Origin of the sequence: Streptomyces sp. BR1 (genome assembly GCF_052373795.1) — a bacterium.
GTDB lineage: Bacteria > Actinomycetota > Actinomycetes > Streptomycetales > Streptomycetaceae > Streptomyces.
The window spans coordinates 3,880,469-3,901,389 of the sequence record NZ_CM126252.1; the positions used below are offsets into that span (position 1 = coordinate 3,880,469).

Genomic DNA, 20,921 nt, shown 5'->3' on the forward strand with positions numbered 1-20,921 from the left:
GCAAAATTTTCGGCAAACCGGAAAGAAACGAAGGCAAGCGGAAATGAAAAAGAGGGTTCCGGTGGTTACGCGTTCTTGAGGGGACGCCCGCGTCCCTTCCGCGCCATGCCCCCTGTCGAGCGAGTCCAGTCGCAGTCCAGTCGAGGAGGACGTCGACCGTGAGCCAGTACGTGTCCCGGTTCGCCGGCTCCCTGGCGGGGCCGCCCCGGCTCCGCCTTCCCGGCGGCCACCGCAGGCCGCGCCGGATCGCCATGCTCAGCGTCCACACCTCCCCCCTGCACCAGCCCGGCACGGGCGACGCGGGCGGCATGAACGTCTACATCGTGGAGCTCGCCAAGCGCCTCGCCGAGATCAACATCGAGGTCGAGATCTTCACGCGCGCGACCACGGGCGGGCTCGCCCCGACCGTCGAGATGGCGCCCGGCGTACTGGTGCGGCACATCGACGCGGGCCCGTACGAGGGCCTGGCCAAGGAGGAGCTGCCCGCGCAGCTGTGCGCCTTCACGCACGGTGTGATGCAGGCGTGGGCGGGCCACCGCCCCGGCCACTACGACCTCGTCCACTCCCACTACTGGCTCTCCGGCCACGTCGGCTGGCTCGCCGCCGAGCGCTGGGGCGTCCCGCTCGTGCACGCCATGCACACCATGGCCAAGGTCAAGAACGCGGCGCTCGCCGACGGCGACACGCCCGAGCCCGCCGCGCGCGTGATCGGCGAGACGCAGATCGTCGACGCGGCCGACCGGCTGATCGCCAACACGGCGGAGGAGGCGGACGAGCTGGTCCGCTTCTACGACGCCGACCCCGGCAAGGTCGCCGTCGTCCACCCCGGCGTGAACCTGGAGCGCTTCCGCCCCGCCGACGGCCGCGCCGCCGCGCGCGCCCGCCTCGGGCTGCCGCAGGACGCCCTGATCCCGCTCTTCGCGGGCCGCATCCAGCCGCTGAAGGCGCCGGACATCCTGCTCAGGGCGGTGGCGGTGCTGCTGACCGAGAACCCGTCGCTGCGCTCGCGGCTGGTGGTCCCGGTGATCGGCGGCCCCAGCGGCAGCGGTCTGGCGAAGCCGGAGGGTCTGCACAAGCTGGCCGCGCGGCTCGGCATCTCGGACGTGGTGCGCTTCCATCCGCCGGTCGGCCAGGACCGCCTCGCGGACTGGTTCCGCGCGGCATCGGTGCTGGTCATGCCCTCGTACAGCGAATCCTTCGGACTCGTCGCCATAGAGGCACAGGCGGCCGGGACCCCGGTCGTGGCGGCCGAGGTCGGCGGGCTGCCGGTGGCCGTGAAGGACGGCACGACCGGCTTCCTCGTCCCCGGCCACGACCCCGTCGACTACGCGCGCGCCCTGCGCCACTTCGTCGACGACCCGGTGCTCGTGGACCGGATGGGCGCGGCCGCCGCCCACCACGCCCAGTCCTTCGGCTGGGGCACGGCGGCCTCGGCCACGGCCGACGTCTACACCGCGGCGATCCACGAACACCGCCGTCGCGTACGCTCGCACCATGGCTGACGCGCGGCAGGTCATCGACGAGTTCCTCAAGGGCGCCGAGCTCGAATGGGAGACCCCCGAGCCCGGTTCGTACGTGGTGAAGCTCCCCGGCACCCGGAAGCTCTCCACGACGTGCTCGCTGAAGATCGGCAACCACTCGCTCTCCGTGAACGCGTTCGTGGTCCGCCACCCCGACGAGAACGAGCCGGGCGTGCACCGCTGGCTCCTGGAGCGCAACCTGCGCCTGTACGGCGTGAGTTACGCGATCGACAGCCTCGGCGACGTCTACCTCGCCGGCAAGCTCCCGCTGGCGTCGGTGACCCCGGAAGAGCTCGACCGCCTCCTCGGCACGGTCCTGGAGGAGGCGGACGGCTCCTTCAACACGCTCCTTGAGCTGGGCTTCGCGTCGGCGATCCGGCGGGAGTACGAGTGGCGGGTGTCGCGCGGGGAGTCGACGCGGAACCTGGACGCGTTCGCGCATCTGACGGGGCAGGCGAAGGACTGAGTGGCCGTCAGGCGGTGACGGGGGCGGGCGAGTCGGCGCGCTCCTCGGTAACGGCTTCGTTCGAAACAGCGGTCTCTTCCGGCAGTCCCCGCATCAAGAGCCAGTACCCCAGCGACGCCACCGTGCCGAGCACCGCGCACGCCGCCCACAGCCATCCGGCCCCGTACCGGTCGATGACGAAGCCCGACATCAGCGGTGCGATCAGCGCGGCCACCGACCAGGACATCGTGTAGACGCCCTGGTAGCGACCCCGGCCGTGGACGGGGGAGAGGCGGACGACGAGTCCGGTCTGGGTGGGCGAGTTGACGATCTCGGCGAGCGTCCAGACGCAGATGGTCAGCGCGTACACCGCGACCGAGCCCGCGAAGGCGGTGAGCCCGAACCCGTACCCCGCGAGCAGCGACGAGACGATCAGCAGACGGCGGGCGTCGCGGTGCTCGATGAAGCGGGTGACGGGGATCTGGAGGACGACGATCATCACGCCGTTGACGGCGATCGCCATCCCGAAGTCGGAGCTGCTGAAGCCGTCCGTACCCATGGCGACCGGCAGACCCACGTAACCCTGCTGGAAGATAAGGGAGATGAGGAAGGAGAGCCCGACGACGCCCATGTAGCGCCCGTCACGGAAGACGGTGCCGAGGCTGACGGCGGGTTCGGTGGCCTTCTCCTTCTGTGTCCGCTCCGGGCGGGACTCGGGGAGCTTGAGGAAGACGAGCACGGCGCAGACGAGCGTCATCGTGGCCTCGACGAGGAAACCGGCGCGATAGCTGTACTCGGCGACGAGGCCCGCGCCCGCCGACGAGAAGGCGAAACCGAGGTTGATCGCCCAGTAGTTGAGCGAGAACGCCCGCATCCGGTCCTCGGGCTTCACGATGTCGGCCATCATCGCCTGCACCGCCGGGCGCGAGGCGTTGGACGCCATGCCGACGAGGAAGGCGACGCCAGCGATCGCGACCGGGTCGGTCATGAACCCGAGCAGCGCGACCGAGAAGGCGGTCGACATCTGGGCGATCATCATGGTGGGCCGCCGCCCGAGCCGGTCGGTGAGGACGCCCGCGCCGATGGACGAGATGACCCCGCCGAGCCCGTGCAGCGAGGCGACGAGACCGGCGTACGAGGCGGAGTAGCCGCGGTCGAGGGTCAGGTACAACGCCATGAAGGTCGCGACGAAGGCGCCGAGCCGGTTGATCAGCGTGCTGGTCCACAGCCACCAGAACTCCCGGGGCAGACCCGAGACGCTCTCGTGTGCGGCGCGTCTGAGACTGGCGACGGACATCGTTTCCCCCGAAGATGTGTAAGTGGCGCAAGTAATATCGGCAACTTACGGTTCAGGTGTCCCGACCCGCCACTGAATTGACGCTTCCAGTCAATCGAGGGGGTCCGGCGTCCGCAGTCCGAGACGACCGGGGGGCGGCCGTCCCTGCGCGCGCGAGGCGCCTCGAACGTCGATTACGCTCGGACGCATGGCCGACGCACCGTACAAGCTGATCCTCCTCCGCCACGGCGAGAGCGAATGGAACGAGAAGAACCTGTTCACCGGCTGGGTGGACGTCAACCTCACCCCGAAGGGCGAGAAGGAGGCGGCGCGCGGCGGTGAGCTGCTGAAGGACGCCGGCCTGCTCCCCGACGTGCTGCACACCTCCCTCCAGAAGCGCGCGATCCGCACGGCCCAGCTGGCGCTGGAGTCCGCGGACCGCCACTGGATCCCGGTGCACCGCTCCTGGCGCCTGAACGAGCGCCACTACGGCGCGCTCCAGGGCAAGGACAAGGCGCAGACGCTCGCCGAGTTCGGCGAGGAGCAGTTCATGCTGTGGCGCCGCTCGTACGACACCCCGCCGCCGGCGCTGGCGGACGGCACGGAGTTCTCGCAGTCGGACGACGCCCGTTACGCGTCGATCCCGCCGGAGCTGCGCCCGCAGACCGAGTGCCTCAAGGACGTCGTCGTCCGCATGCTGCCGTACTGGTACGACGGCATCGTCCCGGACCTGCTCGCGGGCCGCACGGTCCTGGTCGCCGCGCACGGCAACTCGCTGCGCGCCCTGGTCAAGCACCTGGACGGCATCTCGGACGCGGACATCGCGAGCCTGAACATCCCGACCGGCATCCCGCTCGTCTACGAGCTCGACGCCGACTTCAAGCCGGTCAACCCCGGCGGCACCTACCTCGACCCGGACGCGGCAGCGGCGGCGATCGAGGCGGTCAAGAACCAGGGCAAGAAGTAGCGGCACCCGCCTTACGGCTCCCTACGTACTACGTACGTAAGAGAAAGGCCCCCGTCCTTTGTGGGCGGGGGCCTTTCTCCTAGCGCGTCAGGCGGTTGGCGGCCGTGGGATCAGCCGCAGGAGCCGCCGCACTGGCAGGAGCCGCCGGACTGACAGCCGCAGGAGCAGCCGGGGCCGCACTGGCAGCCGCTGCTGGGGGCGGGCTGGATGGTGGGGGAAACGGGCATGGTCCCTCCCGGGGGTAGGCGTGCCTTACCGGTATTCGAAGACTCAACCCTGTTCATGCCCGCGCCCAAGGGCGCATCAACGGCGCATTCGCGCAGTGGGGGCAATGCGTGCCCTGGTGCGACTCGATGCGCCCCCTGTCACGCGACCCGCCGTGCGCCCTGTACAGCCCTTGGCTACGCGCCCTCGACCTGCACCGGGGGCTGGAGCTCGTCCGCGTGCTCGCCGGTCACCAGGTACACGACGCGCTTGGCGACCGATACCGCGTGGTCGGCGAAGCGCTCGTAGTAGCGGCCGAGGAGGGTGACGTCGACCGCCGTCTCGATGCCGTGCTTCCAGCGGTCGTCCATCAGGTGCTGGAAGAGCGTGCGGTGCAGGAGGTCCATCTCGTCGTCGTCCTGCTCCAGCTGGAGCGCCAGGTCGACGTCCTTGGTGATGATCACCTCGGCGGCCTTCGCCATCAGGCGCTGGGCGAGCTGGCCCATCTCCAGGATGGTGGCGTGCAGGTCGCGCGGGACCGCGCGCTCCGGGTAGCGAAGGCGGGTCAGCTTGGCCACGTGCTGGGCCAGGTCGCCCGAGCGCTCCAGGTCGGCGCTCATCCGCAGCGAGGTGACCACGATCCGCAGATCCGTGGCGACCGGCTGCTGGCGGGCCAGCAGGGCTATCGCCCGGGCCTCCAGGTCGTGCTGGAGATCGTCGACCTTCTGGTCGGCGGCGATCACGCTCTCGGCGAGCTTGAGGTCGGCGTCGAGCATGGCCGTCGTGGCGCGCCCGATCGCCGACCCGACAAGGCGGGCCATCTCGACCAGGCCCTCGCCGATCGAGTCAAGTTCCTCGTGGTACGCGTCCCGCATGGGTGTGCCCTTCTTTCGACGACTCCGGGGGGGCCGGGGGCGGCTGTGACCCCCACGCTCCCACGTTCCGTGGGTTACGCGTCCGATTCGGCCACACCAAGTGAACCGGCACTATCACCATGGTGAACTCTGGGCGACGAACGTTCGAGCAGGCACCCGGATGGCTGGGAGAGTGTCAGTGCGGCCGCATAACCTGGATGCATGGACGTGAACGCGGCGGTCGCCGCAGCGGCAGCGATCGCCGGGTTGTGCACCGGCGTCATCGCCATGCTGGCGTTCCGCTGGAGCGAGCGCGACCAGGCGCGGCCCACCCGGACCTCCCTGCACACGGACGCGGTGCTACCGCCCGGCGTGGACACCGTGCTGTCGGTGCTCCGCTCCTCGGCGGTGGTGCTCGACGAGAGCGACTCGGTCGTCAAGGCCAGCTCCGCCGCGTACGCGCTGGGGCTGGTCAGGGGCGGAAAGCTGGCGGTGGAGCCGATGCTCCACATGGCCCGGGACACCCGCCGGGACGGCGAGATACGCCAGGTCGAGCTGGACCTGCCCCGCCGGGGCACCGGCCGGGGCGAGGCGCTGGCGGTCTCCGCGCGCGTGGCGCCGCTCGGCTCGCGGCTCGTACTGCTCCTGGTCGAGGACCTCACCGAGGCCCGCCGCATAGAAGCGGTCCGGCGCGACTTCGTCGCCAACGTCAGCCATGAGCTCAAGACGCCGGTCGGCGCGCTCTCCCTGCTCTCCGAGGCCGTCATGGACGCCTCGGACGACCCCGAGGCGATCACCCGCTTCGCGGGCCGCATGCAGATCGAGGCGAACCGGCTGACCAACCTGGTCCAGGAGCTCATCGACCTGTCCCGGGTGCAGAACGACGACCCGCTGGAGGACGCCGAGCCGGTCCGGGTCGACGAGCTGGTCGCCGAGGCCATCGACCGCTCCCGCCACCCCGCGTCCACCAAGCAGATCACCATGGCCGCGGGCGGCACCGCCGACCTGTACGTCTGGGGCAACCGCGGCCAGCTCGCCGCCGCCCTCGGCAACCTCGTCGAGAACGCGGTCAACTACTCCCCGGCCAGGACGCGGGTCGGCATCGCGGGCCGCCGCGTGGCCGCGCCCGGCGGGGACCTGATCGAGATAGCCGTGACCGACCAGGGCATAGGCATCTCGGAGAAGGACCGGGAGCGCGTCTTCGAGCGCTTCTACCGCGTCGACCCGGCCCGCTCCCGTGCCACCGGTGGTACGGGCCTGGGCCTGGCCATCGTCAAACACGTGGCCGCCTCGCACGGCGGGGAGGTCACCGTGTGGAGCTCCGAGGGACAGGGCTCCACCTTCACCCTGAGGCTCCCGGAGGCCGGCGCGGTCCGTGACCGCGCCGCTCCCTCCGCCGACACCGCAGGCCCGGACGACGACGCCGTCGACGAGCCGTACGACACCTTCCCCCCTGCCGCGCACGACTCCCACACTGTGCTCCCTGCCCCGGAGGTCCTTCCGTGACCCGAGTGCTCGTCGTCGAGGACGAGGAATCGTTCAGCGACGCCCTGTCCTACATGCTCCGCAAAGAGGGTTTCGAGGTCGCCGTGGCGGCCACCGGGCCCGACGGGCTGGACGAGTTCGAGCGCAACGGCGCCGACCTCGTCCTGCTCGACCTGATGCTGCCGGGGCTGCCCGGCACGGAGGTCTGCCGCCAACTGCGCGGCCGCTCCAACGTCCCGGTGATCATGGTGACCGCCAAGGACAGCGAGATCGACAAGGTCGTGGGCCTCGAAATAGGAGCCGACGACTACGTCACCAAGCCCTTCTCGTCCCGTGAGCTCGTCGCCCGCATCCGCGCGGTGCTGCGCCGGCGCGGCGAGCCGGAGGAGGTCACCCCGGCGGCGCTGGAGGCCGGCCCGGTCCGGATGGACGTGGACCGGCACGTGGTCACGGTCTCCGGCGGCAAGGTCGACCTGCCGCTGAAGGAGTTCGACCTCCTGGAGATGCTGCTGCGCAACGCGGGCCGCGTGCTGACCCGTATGCAGCTGATCGACAGAGTCTGGGGCGCGGACTACGTCGGCGACACCAAGACCCTCGACGTCCACGTCAAGCGCCTGCGCGCCAAGATCGAGCCGGACCCCGGTGCGCCGCGGTACCTGGTGACGGTGCGGGGTCTGGGCTACAAGTTCGAGCCGTAAACACGCGCCACGCGCGCGAAGCTGCAAACACGCGCGAGGCCGTCATCACGGGCCGCATATGAGGAGGGGCCCCGGACCGAAGTCCGGGGCCCCTCCTCATGCGTACGTGTACGTCAGTGACCCGCGCCCGTGGTCGGGGTGCCCGAGGGCTTGCCGCCCTTGGACGGGGTGCCGGACGGCTTGCCCGACGGCTTGCCGCCCTCCGGCTTGCCGCTCTCGGTGGCGCCCGGGGTCGTGGTGGCGCCCGGGGCGCCCGGCGTGGCCGCGGGCTTGGGGAGCTCGCTCGGGCCGTAGCCCTGGAAGTAGCTCGTCGCCGGGATCACGTAGGCGCGCAGGGTCACCTCGCCGGCGGTGCTCAGCTGGAAGGTGACCGGCTGGGCGTCGCCGTTCCTGGCGGCCTCCTTGCCGTTCTCGATCACGGCGGAGGCGTTGTCCTTGCCGCCGATGAGCAGCGAGCCGTGCGCGGGGACGGTGAGCGCGCTCTGGCCCTTGGCGGGGGACAGCTTCACCGCGGCGCCCGACGCCGACAGCTTGACCGCGTCGAGCGTCTGCGCCTTGTCGCCGTTGTTGAAGATCGTCGCCGTGATGACGGCGGGACCGGCGGCGTCGGCCTTCGGCTGGGTCAGGACGGTCGCGTTCTGGATCTTGATGTCGCCGACCTTGACGGCGGCGTTGTCCGGCTTCACTTCGAGCGTCTGCGCGTCGTTGCCCGCCGAGCAGGCGGCGACAGAGGCGAGCGAGAACGCGATGGCAGAGGCGGCGAGGGCGCCGCGTCGAAGGCTGCGGCTCACGGCGGCGGCAACTCCTTGGACGTAAGGACATCTAAAGGACGGCTAAGCATGTGTCAGCTGGCTTAGGTTACCGAGCCGCCCCGCCGCCCCCGCACCCGACCCGCCCCTGAGGTCCGGTCCGCCGCACCCGACCGCGCACCGGGTTGTCGATCACGGCGACGATCATCCCGCCGCGAGCGCCCCCGGCCGTGCCGCAAGGCTGCCGCACCCTTCCTGATCTCCCCGTTTCCTTACGCCGTTCACATATCCCCGGTGATCAATTCTCCGGACCGCCACGCATTCCTTACCGAAAACGTCCCGGGAGTTCCTGGGAGGTTCCCGGGAAGCGCCCGGGAACTCTCCGTCCGGCATCGAGTGATCAATTCACGAAAAAATCGCGGGAGCACCCGAACGAGTGAGCGGTTGTCGAACGGAGCAGTGGAAGTTCACCGCTTGGAAGCCGACAAAACGGGACGTTCGGCCCTGCGGAAGGGGGTTGCGGAGCGTGCGTCGGGCATGTTTCCCTTGCCCCGAACAGCGGCTCCGACCTGCGGATACCCCCTCCCGTGAACCCTCCGCAGCACGTTCGTGTTGCTGTTGTCAAGCCCCGAGATATGCCCTGACCTGCGAAAACGCCATTCAGAACACGCTGTTCTCGTGTTACCCTGGATAGCCACGGAAGGGGTACCTGTCACATGACGTTCAAGGTTGGCGACACCGTGGTCTATCCCCATCACGGGGCCGCGCTGATCGAGGCCATCGAAACTCGCCAGATCAAAGGCGTGGACAAGACCTACTTGGTGCTCAAGGTCGCCCAGGGCGACTTGACGGTGCGCGTACCCGCGGACAATGCGGAGTTCGTAGGCGTGCGCGATGTGGTCGGTCAGGACGGGCTGGACCGGGTCTTCGAGGTGCTTCGCGCACCGTACGCGGAGGAGCCCACCAACTGGTCCCGTCGCTACAAGGCAAATCTCGAAAAGCTCGCCTCCGGCGATGTCATCAAGGTCGCCGAAGTGGTGCGCGACCTGTGGCGTCGCGAGCGCGAGCGCGGACTCTCCGCAGGTGAGAAGCGCATGCTCGCCAAGGCGCGCCAGATCCTGGTGAGCGAGCTCGCACTCGCTGAGAACACCAACGAAGACAAGGCCGAGGCCCTCCTCGACGAGGTTCTCGCGTCCTGACACCGGGAACCCGGGGGCGCCGCCCCTGGAGGACCCGCATTGCCGCGGTGCCCGCTGACCAGCAGTGATCATGCTGCTGTGTCGCCGGGCGCTGCGGCATGTTCGGACATATTCGTACGTACGTAGTGCTACGTACCGTACCGCCCCCGTACTCGGCCCGCCTCGTACGACGGCGGGCCGGGCCCGGGCCGCTTGCTCGACCGGTCGTCACGGAAGGGGCCGGTCAGGGCGTTGCGCCCGGCACTCCCCCAGCCACCGGCCGGGGGTACCCCCAGGCCATACCCATGTCGCCGGAGGACACAAACCTTGTCTGAGGAAACGCGCGTTTTCCGCACCGCCGCGGTGATTCCCGCGGCCGGCCGCGGCGTGCGGCTCGGCCCGGGCGCCCCCAAGGCGCTCCGCGCGCTGAACGGCACTCCCATGCTCATCCACGCCGTCCGGGCGATGGCCGCCTCCCGCGCGGTCTCGCTCGTCGTCGTCGTGGCCCCGCCGGACGGCGCCACCGAGGTGAAGAACCTGCTGGCCGAGCACGCGCTGCCGGACCGCACCGACTTCCTCGTGGTGCCCGGCGGCGAGTCCCGCCAGGAGTCCGTCAAGCTCGGCCTGGACGCGCTGCCGCCCGGCATCGACGTGGTGCTCGTGCACGACGCGGCCCGCCCGCTGGTGCCGGTCGACACCGTCGACGCGGTGATCGAGGCCGTACGGGACGGGGCCCCGGCCGTCGTCCCCGCGCTGCCGCTCGCCGACACGGTCAAGCAGGTCGAGCCGAGCGAGGACGGCGCGCCCGAGCCGGTGCTCGCCACGCCCGACCGCTCCCGGCTGCGCGCGGTGCAGACCCCGCAGGGTTTCGACCGCGCCACGCTGGTCCGCGCCCACGAGAGCGTCACCGACAACGTCACCGACGACGCGTCCATGGTCGAGCAGCTGGGCCTTCAGGTCGTGGCCGTGCCCGGCCACGAGGAGGCGTTCAAGGTGACCCGCCCGCTGGACCTGGTCCTCGCGGAGGCCGTCCTCGCCCGCAGGAGGGCCAACGATGGCTTCTGAGTCCTCTGGGGCCCCTGTGGCCCCCGCCCCGGGCGGCAGCCCGAAGGTGATGCTGCCGCAGGTCGGCATCGGCACCGACATCCACGCCTTCGAGGAGGGCCGCGAGCTGTGGTGCGCGGGGCTGCTCTGGGAGGGCGAGGGCCCGGGCCTCGCGGGCCACTCCGACGCCGACGTCGTCTCCCACGCCGCCTGCAACGCGCTGTTCTCGGCGGCGGGCCTCGGCGACCTCGGCGCCCACTTCGGCACCGACCGCCCCGAGTGGTCCGGCGCCTCCGGCGTCACGCTGCTCACCGAGGCCGCCCGGATCGTGCGGGAGGCGGGCTTCGGCATCGGCAACGTGGCCGTGCAGGTCGTCGGCCCCCGGCCGAAGATCGGCAAGCGGCGCGACGAGGCGCAGAAGGTGCTCTCGGACGCGGTCGGCGCGCCCGTCTCGGTCTCCGGCGCCACCACCGACGGCCTGGGCTTCCCCGGCCGCGGCGACGGCCTCGCGGCGATCGCGACGGCGCTGGTGTACCGGACCGGATGAAGGCATTCCGGCCGGCGGGCCGAAAAGTCCCGTAAGTCCCATTCTGTACGCGCCCGAAAGACCCGCGCGTACAGGCCCGCCACCACCTGCGGAAAAGCTTCCGGAAAAGCTTCTGTCACACTTCGGTGCCCCGCGCCTCAAGGGTCGCGGGGCACTGCTACGGGGCCACTACCCTGGACTCGTGACTATTCGCCTGTACGACACCAGCGCCCGGCAGATCCGCGACTTCACCCCGCTCACGCCGGGCTGTGTCTCGATCTACCTCTGTGGCGCGACCGTGCAGGCCGCACCGCACATCGGACATGTCCGGTCCTACCTGAACTTCGACATCATGCGCCGCTGGTTCCAATACCGCGGTTACGACGTCACGTTCATCCGCAACGTCACTGACATCGACGACAAGATCATCGCGAAGTCGGCCGAGCAGGGCCGCCCTTGGTGGTCGATCGGCTACGACAACGAGCGCGCCTTCAACGACGGCTACAACGCGCTGGGTTGCCTGCCGCCCACGTACGAACCGCGGGCGACCGGGCATGTGCCCGAGATGATCGAGATGATGCGCACGCTGATCGAGCGCGGTCACGCGTACGAGGCGGACGGCAGCGTCTACTTCGACGTGCGCTCCTTCCCCGACTACCTGGCGCTGTCCAACCAGGACATCGACGATCTGCGCCAGCCCGCCGAGGACGGCATCACCGGCAAGCGCGACCCGCGCGACTTCGCCATGTGGAAGGCCACCAAGCCGGGCGAGCCCGACTGGGAGACGCCCTGGGGACGCGGCCGTCCCGGCTGGCACCTGGAGTGCTCGGCGATGGCCCACAAGTACCTGGGCAGCGCCTTCGACATCCACGGCGGCGGGCTCGACCTGATCTTCCCGCACCACGAGAACGAGATCGCGCAGGCCAAGGCGTTCGGCGACGCGTTCGCCGCGTACTGGGTGCACAACGCCTGGGTGACCATGAGCGGCGAGAAGATGTCGAAGTCGCTCGGCAACTCGGTCCTGGTCTCGGAGATGACCAAGGTGTGGCGGCCCATCGTGCTCCGCTACTACCTCGGCACCCCGCACTACCGCTCGATGATCGAGTACAGCGAGGAAGCGCTGCGCGAGGCCGAGTCGGCGTTCGCGCGGATCGAGGGCTTCATCCAGCGGGTCGTCGAGAAGGCCGGGGGAGCGGTGGAGCCGGCCGCCGAGGTGCCGCCCGCGTTCGCCGAGGCCATGGACGACGACCTCGGTGTCCCGCAGGCGCTCGCGATCATCCACACGACGGTCCGCCAGGGCAACAGCGCGCTCGCCGCCGACGACAAGGAGGCGGCGATCGCCCGCCTGGCCGAGGTCCGGGCGATGCTCGGGGTCCTCGGTCTGGACCCGCTGGACCCGCACTGGGCGGGCGAGGCCGACCGCGGCGAGGATCTGCACGGGGCCGTCGACACGCTCGTACGCCTGGTGCTCGAACAGCGCGAGGCGGCCCGAGCCCGCAAGGACTGGGCCACCGCGGACGCCATCCGCGACCAGCTGACCCAGTCCGGCCTGGTCATCGAGGACAGCCCCAGCGGCCCCCGCTGGACCCTCGGGCCCCGCTGACGGGGAAGCGCGATGTGCCGCCCGGGCGACTGGGCGGCACACTTCATATACGTACGTACGCAGGACCCACGGACGAAACGACGCCCCGTAGGTCGCAGAATCACGGAAACAGGTAGGTCATGGCCGGGAACAGCCAGCGCAGGAACCGCCGCACGTCCAACAAGAAGGGCGCTACGGTCGGCAGCGGTGGCCAGCGACGCCGTGGCCTGGAGGGCAAGGGCCCCACGCCCAAGGCCGAGGACCGCAAGAAGCACAAGAAGAACCGCATCGCCACCGCCAAGGCCAAGCAGGCCGCGAACCGCCGTCCGGCCCCGCGCCGCGGCGGCGTCAAGGGCACGTCCGAGATGGTCGTCGGCCGCAACCCGGTCTTCGAGGCGCTGCGCGACGGCGTCCCGGCGATCACGCTCTACGTGCAGCAGTACATCGACAACGACGAGCGCGTCCGCGACGTCCTCAAGCTCGCGGGCGAGCGCGGCAACATCAACCTGATGGAGGCCCCGCGCCTCGAACTCGACCGGATGACGAACGGCCTGAACCACCAGGGTCTCGTCCTCCAGGTCCCGCCGTACGAGTACGCGCACCCGACGGACCTCCTGGAGGCCGCGTACGACAACCACGACCAGCCGCTGATCGTGGCGCTCGACGGGGTGACCGACCCGCGCAACCTCGGCGCGATCGTCCGCTCCACCTCCGCCTTCGGCGGCCACGGCGTGGTCGTGCCGGAGCGGCGCGCGGCCGGGATGACGGCGGGCGCCTGGAAGTCCTCGGCGGGCACCGCCGCCCGTACGCCGGTCTCGCGCGTCACCAACCTGACGCGCGCCCTGGAGGACTACAAGAAGGCCGGTGTCACGGTCGTGGGCCTGGCGGCCGACGGCGAGCACACGGTCGAGTCCCTGGAGGCGCTCGGCGGCCCCGTCGTCATCGTCATCGGCAGCGAGGGCAAGGGCCTGGGCCGCCTGGTCGGCGAGACCTGCGACTACCGGGTGCGGATCTCGATGCCGGGCGGCGCGGAGTCGCTGAACGCCGGTGTCGCGGCGGGCATCGTGCTGTACGAGGCGGCGCGGCGCCGCAAGGGCTGATGTGCCGGGTGCCTACGCGTGCGCGCGCGTAGGCACCCCCGCGGTCCACGCGCGCGTGGACGCAATCGCTGCTCCATAGGGCCGACGGCCGTCCGGCGTACATGATCTTGACGGGCCTCGGACAGATCGCCCCCGTCAAGGCAGTGTCCTAAACCTCCATCACTCGGTTAGATGAGTGTGGACACCAGAACGCCCCGGCCCGGGTTCGACGATCAGCCTGCCCTGAGTATGGTCAAGGTGGACGCCGACCCCGCGCAGGTCATCGTCAACCACGCCAGCTTCCGAGTGCACTTCGCCCCGAAGTCCATGCCCAGGCGGACGCTCGCGGACCCGGCGAGGATGCCGACCGCCGGTGCCGGGCGCCGCCGGGCGCCGGTGGTGTGGAGCGGCCGGGCGGCGCCCGGGGCGACCGGGCTGCTCCAGGCGGTCCGGGGCCTGGACGGGCCGGGCGCGTTCGACGCGGGCGCGACCCAGACGATCCCGCGCATCGACGACACCATGCCGACGCCGGTCGTCGTCGCCCCGCGCGCGCCGCTGGGCGACGCGGGCGTGGCCGAGACGGCCCTGCTCCAGGCGGTACGGACGCCTTCGTACGGCCAACAGCCGTACGGGGACGACGAGTTCGACCTCTACGAGCCCGGCGACGACGAGACCGAGGGCGCCGCGCGCGGCCAGCGGCACGGCGCGGACCCGGTGCGGCACGCGTACTACCCGGGCCGCCGGATGAACCTCGGCGTGGTCCTGCTCCCGCTGCGCGTCTTCCTCGGCTTCATCTCCGTGTACGCGGGGATGGGCAAGCTCTGCGACCCCGTCTACTTCGACGGCGGCGAGCGCGGCTCGATGATGAAGTGGCTGAATTCGCTGCATCCTTGGGCCCTTGCCGAGCCGCTGCGCGCCTTCGCGCTCCAGCATCCGGTCGGGGCGGGTCTTTCGGTCGCCTTCCTCCAGATCGTGGTGGGCGTGCTGACCATGCTGGGGCTGTGGCAGCGGGTCGCGGCGGTGTTCGGGGCGCTGCTGTCGGCGGTGCTGCTGGTGACGGTGAGCTGGCAGACGGTTCCGGCGTACGACGCGCCGGACTTCATCTACCTGGCCGCCTGGTCGCCGCTGATCGCGGCGGGCGCGCCGGTGTACTCGCTGGACGCGCGGCTCGCGGGCGAGGCGTGGCGGCGGCTCGGTCCGCGTTCCACGCTGTGGGAGCTGCGGCGGCGGGTGCTGCGGCGCGGGACCGTGATGGCGACGGTCGTGGTCGGCCTGACGCTGCTGATCGGCTCGCTGCTTGGCGGGGCGGTCCGTTCCACCGAGATGGTGACGGTCCCCGGTCCCAACTCCGACCCCACCAACTACCTGCCGGGTACGCCGTTGGCGCCGGAGCCGTCGGCGAAGCCGGTACGGCATGCGTCGCCCCGGCCGTCGGTGAGCGGCTCGGCGTCTCCTCACCCCTCGAAGCGTCCTGGAACGTCGAAGGCGACGGTTCATGACTCCGGGACGGTGGGGAGTGTGCCGTCCCAGACGCAGGGCACGGTGGGCCGCAGGCCGTCGACGTCGCACCACACGTCCCCGGCGGCCCCGTCGACGACCTCGGCGGGCCCGACGTCCTCGGGCTCGACGGGTTCGTCCCCGTCGTCGTCGGGCACGTCGGGCGGTAACCGGAACCCGATCGGAGGCCTGCTGGGCTGACGCCCGGTCCTCCCCACCCCGCCCCTTCCCGAAAGCTCTGGGCGAGCGGCCGGGTTGTCGGCTGACCGCCGGTGGGGGCTTGTCGCGCAGTTCCCCGCGGCCCCTAAGAGAGGGCCCTGCGGGCCCTCCTAGATGGGCCCGCAGGGCCCTTTAAGGGGCGCGGGGAACTGCGCGAGCAACCCAGCACGATCTGCGGACAAACGGGGGTCCGGGGGCGCAGCCCCCGGGAGACCACCCTTACCCCCACCCACCCACCCCCGGAGGGTTTAGGGAAGGGGTGGGGTGGGGTGGGGTGGGGTGGGGTGGGGGTCAACTCCGTTGGGACGACAGTTCCTTCGCCGCCTCCGTCAGATCCTTCGCCGTATCGATCGCCCGCCAGTACGCCCCGTGCGGCAGCGGATAGCCGGCCAGGCGGCGCTCGCGGGCCAGGCGGGGGAACGTGGTGCGCTCGTGGTCGCCACGGTCGGGGAGCAGGTCGGTGAAGGCCGCCGAGAACACGTACACACCCGCGTTGATCAGATACGGCGACGGCGGCGACTCGATGAAGTCCGTGATGTGACCGAACGCGTCGGTCTCGACCGCGCCCCACGGAATCCGCGGCCGGGCCAGGGCGAGCGTCGCGGTGGCGTCCCGCTCGCCGTGGAACGCGGCCATCTCCCGCAGGGAGAAGCGCGTCCAGATGTCACCGTTGGTGGCGTACCAGGGCCGGTCGGGGTGCGGCAGACGCGCGGCCGCGTACTTGAGGCCGCCACCGCGCCCCAGGGGCTCCCCCTCGACCACGGTCGTGACGCGCAGCGGCAGATCCGCCGAGGACAGCCACTCCTGGAGCACACCGGCGAGATGGCCGCAGGAGATCACGGCGTCGGTGACGCCCTCCGCGGCCAGCCAGGCAAGCTGATGGCCGATGATCGGGGTCCCCGTCCCGGGGATCTCGACCATCGGCTTGGGGCGGTCGTCGGTGTACGGACGCAGTCGTGAGCCCTGGCCGCCCGCCAGGACCACGGCCTGCGTCGGGAAGGTCGAAGTCGTGCTCGCAGTCATGCCGTGAACCCTATGCCGTGAACCGTGTGCGGTACGGCTGGGACGGCCGCTCAGGACTCCTGGGCCACGCCCGAGGCGAACGACGTGTCGCAGACGGGCCGCGAGTACGACTGGGCCTTGGCGGGGCCGTACTGCTCCACGGCGGCCCGGCCGAGCGCCCGCGCGATCGACATGCAGTGCTTGGCGAGCGACGGGCGGCGCTCGACCTCGCGCTGGAGGTGGGTGAGGGCGGTGGCGGGGTCCTTCTCCTGGAGCTCCACGAGGAGCGCGTCGCGCAGGACGTCCTGCGGGGCACGGGACTTCGCGCGTACGGAGACGTCCTCGGCGGAGGCGGTCAGCAGCTGCGAGTCGCTGGTCCCGGCCCAGTTGACCCGGGTGACCGCGAGCGTCCCGGACAGGACCAGGACGACGGGCAGGACGAGAGCTAGGGTGCGGCCGATTCGGCGGGCTGTGTGCGTCACGGAGGCGAGCGTAGCGGGGAGTAATGATTTGGCGACATTTAGTCACCCGGTCGGGGGATGGTTCGAGGCGGCGTTTCGAATCCGGTGTTGACGAACAGAGTTCGAAATGGCCGTTGTGCCGGGGTATTTGTCGACACGCTCCGGCCGGATCCCCCGCAGATGGAGGGCCCCGCACCCAGGTAGGTGGGTGCGGGGCCCGCTGACGTGCCGCCGTACGTCAGTCGTTGAGGCGCCAGACGCTCAGGCGTCAGTCGCTGAGGCGCTCGCCCGTGGACGTCGAGAAGACGTGGGTCTCGCCCGGGCGCGGGACGACGTGGAGCTGGGTGCCCTTCTCCGGGACCGATCGGCCGTTCACGCGGACCACGAGGTCCTTCTGCTCGCCGCCGACCTCGGCGGTGCCGTAGACGTAACCGTCGGCGCCGAGCTCCTCGACCACGTTCACGGTCACGGCGAGACCGGCCGGGGCTTCCTCCGAGTCCTTGGTGAGGGACTTGGCCACGCCGCCGTTGTGCTCGACGATGTCGAAGTGCTCGGGACGCACGCCGACCGTCACCGTGCGGTCGCCCTTGTCGGCGGCCGCGGACAGCGCCTCGCGGCTCACCGGCACCACGCTGTTGCCGAACTTCACGCCGCCGTCGGTGATCGGGACCTCGACCAGGTTCATGGCGGGGGAGCCGATGAAGCCGGCGACGAAGAGGTTGGCCGGGCGGTCGTACATGTTGCGCGGCGAGTCCACCTGCTGGAGCAGGCCGTCCTTGAGCACGGCCACGCGGTCGCCCATGGTCATGGCCTCGACCTGGTCATGGGTGACGTACACCGTGGTGATGCCCAGGCGCCGCTGGAGCGAGGCGATCTGCGTACGGGTGGAGACGCGGAGCTTGGCGTCGAGGTTGGAGAGCGGCTCGTCCATGAGGAAGACCTGCGGCTCGCGGACGATCGCGCGGCCCATCGCGACGCGCTGGCGCTGACCGCCGGAGAGCGCCTTGGGCTTGCGGTCCAGGTAGTCGGTGAGGTCGAGGATCTTCGCCGCCTCCTCGACCTTCTTGCGGATCTCCGCCTTGTTGACGCCCGCGATCTTGAGCGCGAAGCCCATGTTGTCGGCGACGCTCATGTGCGGGTACAGCGCGTAGTTCTGGAACACCATCGCGATGTCCCGGTCCTTCGGGGGGAGGTGCGTGACGTCGCGCTCACCGATGCGGATGGCGCCGCCGTTGACGTCCTCCAGGCCCGCGAGCATCCGCAGGGAGGTGGACTTTCCGCAGCCCGAGGGGCCGACGAGGACGAGGAACTCGCCGTCCTCGATCTCGATGTCGAGGCCGTCGACCGCGGGCTTGGTGGAGCCCGGGTAGATCCGCGTCGCCTTGTCGAACGTGACAGTGGCCATGGGAGACCTGTCCCTTCACCGGCAGGAACGTGCCGGACGATCCGAGTAGAGGGAGAAGTGGTGTAGTCCACCTGGGTGGACTGGGACGAGACGCTACCCGCAGATGTCCGCTCTGTCAGCAGTCGGAGGAACGGGATCTCGACGGGACCCGGCGGACCGAACTCCGTGGAGCGCCGAATCGGGCTCTGTGTAGAGTGAGGGAGCCCTTCGTACGCGGGCCGTTCCGGTGGGAGTCTCCGGTGGGACGAACGCGCGCGATGCCGCCTTAGCTCAGTTGGCTAGAGCGCTTGACTTGTAATCTTGAGGTCGTCGGTTCGATTCCGACAGGCGGCTCCATCGCACCACACCGCACCACCCTGTCCCGGACCGATCATGGTCCGGGACAATTGTTTTTCCGGGGCCGTGGTGCGGGTGTGCCGGGCGGGGCAGAGGGGTCAGAGGGGGCCACAGGGGTATGAGTCGTCGTTCCAGCGGGCTGATCGGGGTCTGGGCCGAGGCGCAGCGGCAGCAGCAGCGCCAGCAGGAGGCCCAGCGCCGGGCGTCGGTACAGCAGCAGCGGCAGCGCGAACGCGAGCAGCGGGCACAGGAGCGGGACGCCGCGCGCGCCACCCGCGAACAGCAGGCGGCCTACCGCCAGAGCCGGGAGGCGGACGCGAGGCTGCGCACCCAGGAACTGGACGCGCAGGTCGAGGCGCTGACGGGCCTGCTCGCGGCGGGCTGCGCCGCGCCGCCGTTCTCCACCGGCTCGCTGCGGCGCACGCAGCAGAGCATCGAGCCGTTCTCGCCGGGCGCGCTGGCGCAGCCGATCCCGATGCCGGACCCGGCCCGCTACCAGGCGCAGGGCGGCGGCTGGACCGCCAACCGCCGCGCCCAGTCCCAGCAGGAGGCCCAGGCCCGGTACCAGCGGGACTGGGACGCGGCGCAGCTCGCGGAGACCGAGCGGCGCCGCCAACTGGCCGAGTACCGGGCCCAGTACGACGCCTGGGCGGCCACGCGGCAGTCCGAGCTCCAGGGTCACAACCAGGGCGTCGACGAGCTGGTGACCGGACTGCGGGCGGCCGAGCCGGGCGCGGTGGTGGAGTACTTCTCGGCCGCCCTGTACGCGGCGGACGGCTGGCCGGAGGGTTTCCCGCGCACGCTGTCGTGCTCGTACGACCGGGGCGCGAAGCAGCTGGTGCTCGACTGGGAGCTGCCCTCCTTCGACGTCGTTCCGGAGGCCAAGTCCGTACGGTATGTGGCCAGTTCGGACGAGGAGCGGGAGTCCGCGCGACCGGCGACGCAGCGGCGGGCGCTGTACCGGGACACGCTCGCCCAGAGCGTGCTGCTCGTGGTGCGGGACCTGTTCGCGGCCGACGAGTACGGCGTACTGGAGTCGGTGGCGTTCAACGGGTACGTCGACGACGTCGATCCCGCGACCGGGCGGCGGGCCGAGATCTTCCTGGCCACGGTGATGGTGGACCGGGCCGCGTTCCAGGGCCTCCACCTGGCGCATGTGAGCGCGGTGGACTGCCTGGTGGACGCGTTGCACGGGCAGCTCTCCGCCCGTCCCGACCAGCGCGCGGCCGTACGTCCGGTGCGCCGGCCCGGCGAGCTGGGCGCAGGCGTGGTCTCGCACGGCAGCGACGAGGACGAGCCCGATCTGTTCGTGATGGACCCGATCGAATTCGAGGTCCTGGTCGCGGAGTTGTTCCGCGCGCGGGGCATGCGGGCGGTGACCACGCAGCGCTCGAACGACGGCGGCGTCGACGTCGAGGCGCTGGACGCGGACCCGATCAGCGGCGGCCGCATCATCGTCCAGGTCAAGCGCTACCGGAACACGGTCCCGCCGACGGCCGTACGCGACCTGTACGGCACGGTCCAGGGCGCCGGCGCCAACAAGGGCGTCCTGGTGACGACTTCGGGCTTCGGCCCCGGCTCGTACGCCTTCGCCCAGGGCAAGCCGCTGACGCTGGTGTCGGGGGCGGAGCTGGTGGAGCTGCTGCACGAGTGCGGGCTGCGGGGGCGGCTGGGGGAGCGGGGCGAGCGTCCCGCGACACCGACGCCGACGCTGGTGGACACGCCGCTGGCCCCGCCTCCTTCGGAGTCCGAGGAGGACTTCAACGTCCTGGGCATGACGTGGGCGGGGCCGGTGGCGCTGGATGTGTGCGTGCTGGTGTGCGCGGGGAACCGGGTGCTCGACGACGACCACTTCGTGTTCTTCAACAACCGTGAGGTGCCCGGGGGTTCGGTACGGATGGTGCCGGGCGCGGTCGAGGACCGGGCGGCGGTCCGCGTCGCCTTCGACGCGCTCCCGCCACGCGCGGACCGCCTCGTCCTGGTCGCCTCCGTCGACCCCGAGGTCAACCCGGACGCGGACCTGTCCGGCTTCACCGACGCGGGGATTTTGCTGCGGGACGCGTCGGGCTCGGAACTGGACCGCCTCCCGGTCTCGGACGGCCGCGCAGGCGAAACGGCCCTGGTCCTGGGCTCGTTCCGCCGCCGAGCGGGCGACGACTGGGACTTCGTGTTGGGGGGCCGGGGGTACACGGGCGGCCTGGAGGCGCTGATCGGGGACTTCGGGATAGAGGTGGAGTAGGGGGCGCGGGTTCCGTCTACCTGGCTGTGCGCAGCCGTGCCGCTCCCTCTCCTTCCGCCGCCGCTGTGGGCATGCGTGCCGCTAGGGGCGTGGGGGTCCCCCCTGCTCATTAAGAGCTTGGGGGAGGGTGGGCACAGCGGCACCCCGTCCCCGGC

At 70.9% G+C, this 20,921-nt stretch carries 18 protein-coding genes and 1 tRNA gene; 13 read left to right on the forward strand and 6 right to left on the reverse strand.

From position 1 onward, the window contains the following. The first annotated feature begins 158 nt into the window (after positions 1–158). Positions 159–1,502: a D-inositol-3-phosphate glycosyltransferase gene (mshA, locus tag ACT1U9_RS16990; RefSeq protein WP_444533587.1), complete on the forward strand. Its 1,344-nt coding sequence runs from the start codon at positions 159–161 to the stop codon at positions 1,500–1,502. After that, positions 1,495–1,986, forward strand: a complete 492-nt coding sequence (locus tag ACT1U9_RS16995) for a YbjN domain-containing protein (protein ID WP_444533588.1) — start codon at positions 1,495–1,497, stop codon at positions 1,984–1,986. The genes mshA and ACT1U9_RS16995 overlap by 8 nt, the downstream gene beginning before the upstream one ends. 7 nt (positions 1,987–1,993) lie before the next feature. Here ACT1U9_RS16995 and ACT1U9_RS17000 read toward each other — a convergent pair whose 3' ends face one another. Continuing rightward, entirely contained in the window at positions 1,994–3,262 is a 1,269-nt protein-coding gene (locus ACT1U9_RS17000) for an MDR family MFS transporter (RefSeq protein WP_444533589.1), read from the reverse strand. Between the two features lie 187 nt (positions 3,263–3,449). Here ACT1U9_RS17000 and ACT1U9_RS17005 point away from each other — a divergent pair, with 187 nt between their 5' ends. Further along, on the forward strand, positions 3,450–4,208 hold the full coding sequence (locus tag ACT1U9_RS17005; protein ID WP_188276988.1) for a phosphoglyceromutase: 759 nt from the start codon (positions 3,450–3,452) through the stop codon (positions 4,206–4,208). A 401-nt stretch (positions 4,209–4,609) separates the two neighbouring features. Here ACT1U9_RS17005 and phoU read toward each other — a convergent pair whose 3' ends face one another. Continuing rightward, on the reverse strand, positions 4,610–5,287 hold the full coding sequence (gene phoU, locus ACT1U9_RS17010; RefSeq protein WP_344080659.1) for a phosphate signaling complex protein PhoU: 678 nt from the start codon (positions 5,285–5,287) through the stop codon (positions 4,610–4,612). Positions 5,288–5,488: 201 nt separating this feature from the next. Between phoU and ACT1U9_RS17015 the strand changes: the two genes are divergently transcribed. Further along, positions 5,489–6,772 (forward strand): sensor histidine kinase, encoded by a 1,284-nt coding sequence (locus ACT1U9_RS17015; protein WP_188276990.1) that lies wholly within the window; start codon positions 5,489–5,491, stop codon positions 6,770–6,772. Beyond that, positions 6,769–7,449, forward strand: a complete 681-nt coding sequence (locus ACT1U9_RS17020; RefSeq protein ID WP_017242433.1) for a response regulator transcription factor — start codon at positions 6,769–6,771, stop codon at positions 7,447–7,449. The genes ACT1U9_RS17015 and ACT1U9_RS17020 overlap by 4 nt, the downstream gene beginning before the upstream one ends. Positions 7,450–7,562: 113 nt before the next feature. Here ACT1U9_RS17020 and ACT1U9_RS17025 read toward each other — a convergent pair whose 3' ends face one another. Next, the gene (locus tag ACT1U9_RS17025; protein ID WP_444533590.1) at positions 7,563–8,240 is read right to left on the reverse strand and encodes a DUF461 domain-containing protein; all 678 of its coding nucleotides are present in this window, start codon (positions 8,238–8,240) and stop codon (positions 7,563–7,565) included. Positions 8,241–8,914: 674 nt separating this feature from the next. On the opposite strand from ACT1U9_RS17025, the gene ACT1U9_RS17030 reads away from it, so the two are divergent. The 6 genes from ACT1U9_RS17030 to ACT1U9_RS17055 all read left to right on the forward strand — a co-directional run bounded on the left by ACT1U9_RS17030 (position 8,915) and on the right by ACT1U9_RS17055 (position 15,305). Continuing rightward, complete coding sequence (locus ACT1U9_RS17030) at positions 8,915–9,397, forward strand: CarD family transcriptional regulator (RefSeq protein WP_003953493.1); 483 nt, start codon at positions 8,915–8,917, stop codon at positions 9,395–9,397. 306 nt (positions 9,398–9,703) lie between these two features. Beyond that, positions 9,704–10,441 carry a 2-C-methyl-D-erythritol 4-phosphate cytidylyltransferase gene (gene ispD, locus ACT1U9_RS17035; RefSeq protein ID WP_444533591.1) on the forward strand — a complete coding sequence of 246 codons (738 nt, stop codon included), beginning with the start codon at positions 9,704–9,706 and terminating at the stop codon, positions 10,439–10,441. Then, the gene (gene ispF / locus ACT1U9_RS17040; protein ID WP_444533592.1) at positions 10,431–10,967 is read left to right on the forward strand and encodes a 2-C-methyl-D-erythritol 2,4-cyclodiphosphate synthase; all 537 of its coding nucleotides are present in this window, start codon (positions 10,431–10,433) and stop codon (positions 10,965–10,967) included. The genes ispD and ispF overlap by 11 nt, the downstream gene beginning before the upstream one ends. A gap of 181 nt (positions 10,968–11,148) precedes the next feature. Beyond that, positions 11,149–12,549: a cysteine--tRNA ligase gene (cysS, locus tag ACT1U9_RS17045; RefSeq protein WP_444533593.1), complete on the forward strand. Its 1,401-nt coding sequence runs from the start codon at positions 11,149–11,151 to the stop codon at positions 12,547–12,549. 119 nt (positions 12,550–12,668) lie between these two features. Beyond that, positions 12,669–13,628, forward strand: coding sequence for a 23S rRNA (guanosine(2251)-2'-O)-methyltransferase RlmB (rlmB, locus tag ACT1U9_RS17050; protein WP_444533594.1), 960 nt, complete (start codon positions 12,669–12,671; stop codon positions 13,626–13,628). A gap of 171 nt (positions 13,629–13,799) precedes the next feature. After that, positions 13,800–15,305, forward strand: coding sequence for a DoxX family protein (locus ACT1U9_RS17055; protein WP_444533595.1), 1,506 nt, complete (start codon positions 13,800–13,802; stop codon positions 15,303–15,305). Positions 15,306–15,614: 309 nt separating this feature from the next. Here ACT1U9_RS17055 and ACT1U9_RS17060 read toward each other — a convergent pair whose 3' ends face one another. The 3 genes from ACT1U9_RS17060 to ACT1U9_RS17070 form a co-directional block, all read right to left on the reverse strand. Then, positions 15,615–16,346 (reverse strand): nucleotidyltransferase family protein, encoded by a 732-nt coding sequence (locus ACT1U9_RS17060; RefSeq protein ID WP_444533596.1) that lies wholly within the window; start codon positions 16,344–16,346, stop codon positions 15,615–15,617. Positions 16,347–16,396: 50 nt separating this feature from the next. Next, positions 16,397–16,807 (reverse strand): hypothetical protein, encoded by a 411-nt coding sequence (locus ACT1U9_RS17065; RefSeq protein ID WP_188276998.1) that lies wholly within the window; start codon positions 16,805–16,807, stop codon positions 16,397–16,399. A 247-nt stretch (positions 16,808–17,054) separates the two neighbouring features. Further along, positions 17,055–18,191 (reverse strand): ABC transporter ATP-binding protein, encoded by a 1,137-nt coding sequence (locus ACT1U9_RS17070; RefSeq protein WP_444533597.1) that lies wholly within the window; start codon positions 18,189–18,191, stop codon positions 17,055–17,057. A gap of 259 nt (positions 18,192–18,450) precedes the next feature. Between ACT1U9_RS17070 and ACT1U9_RS17075 the strand changes: the two genes are divergently transcribed. Together ACT1U9_RS17075 and ACT1U9_RS17080 are read left to right on the forward strand one after the other, a co-directional pair. Then, positions 18,451–18,527 (forward strand) — tRNA-Thr (locus tag ACT1U9_RS17075). Positions 18,528–18,645: 118 nt separating this feature from the next. Next, positions 18,646–20,766 carry a restriction endonuclease gene (locus ACT1U9_RS17080; RefSeq protein ID WP_444533598.1) on the forward strand — a complete coding sequence of 707 codons (2,121 nt, stop codon included), beginning with the start codon at positions 18,646–18,648 and terminating at the stop codon, positions 20,764–20,766. The last annotated feature ends 155 nt before the right edge of the window (positions 20,767–20,921 follow it).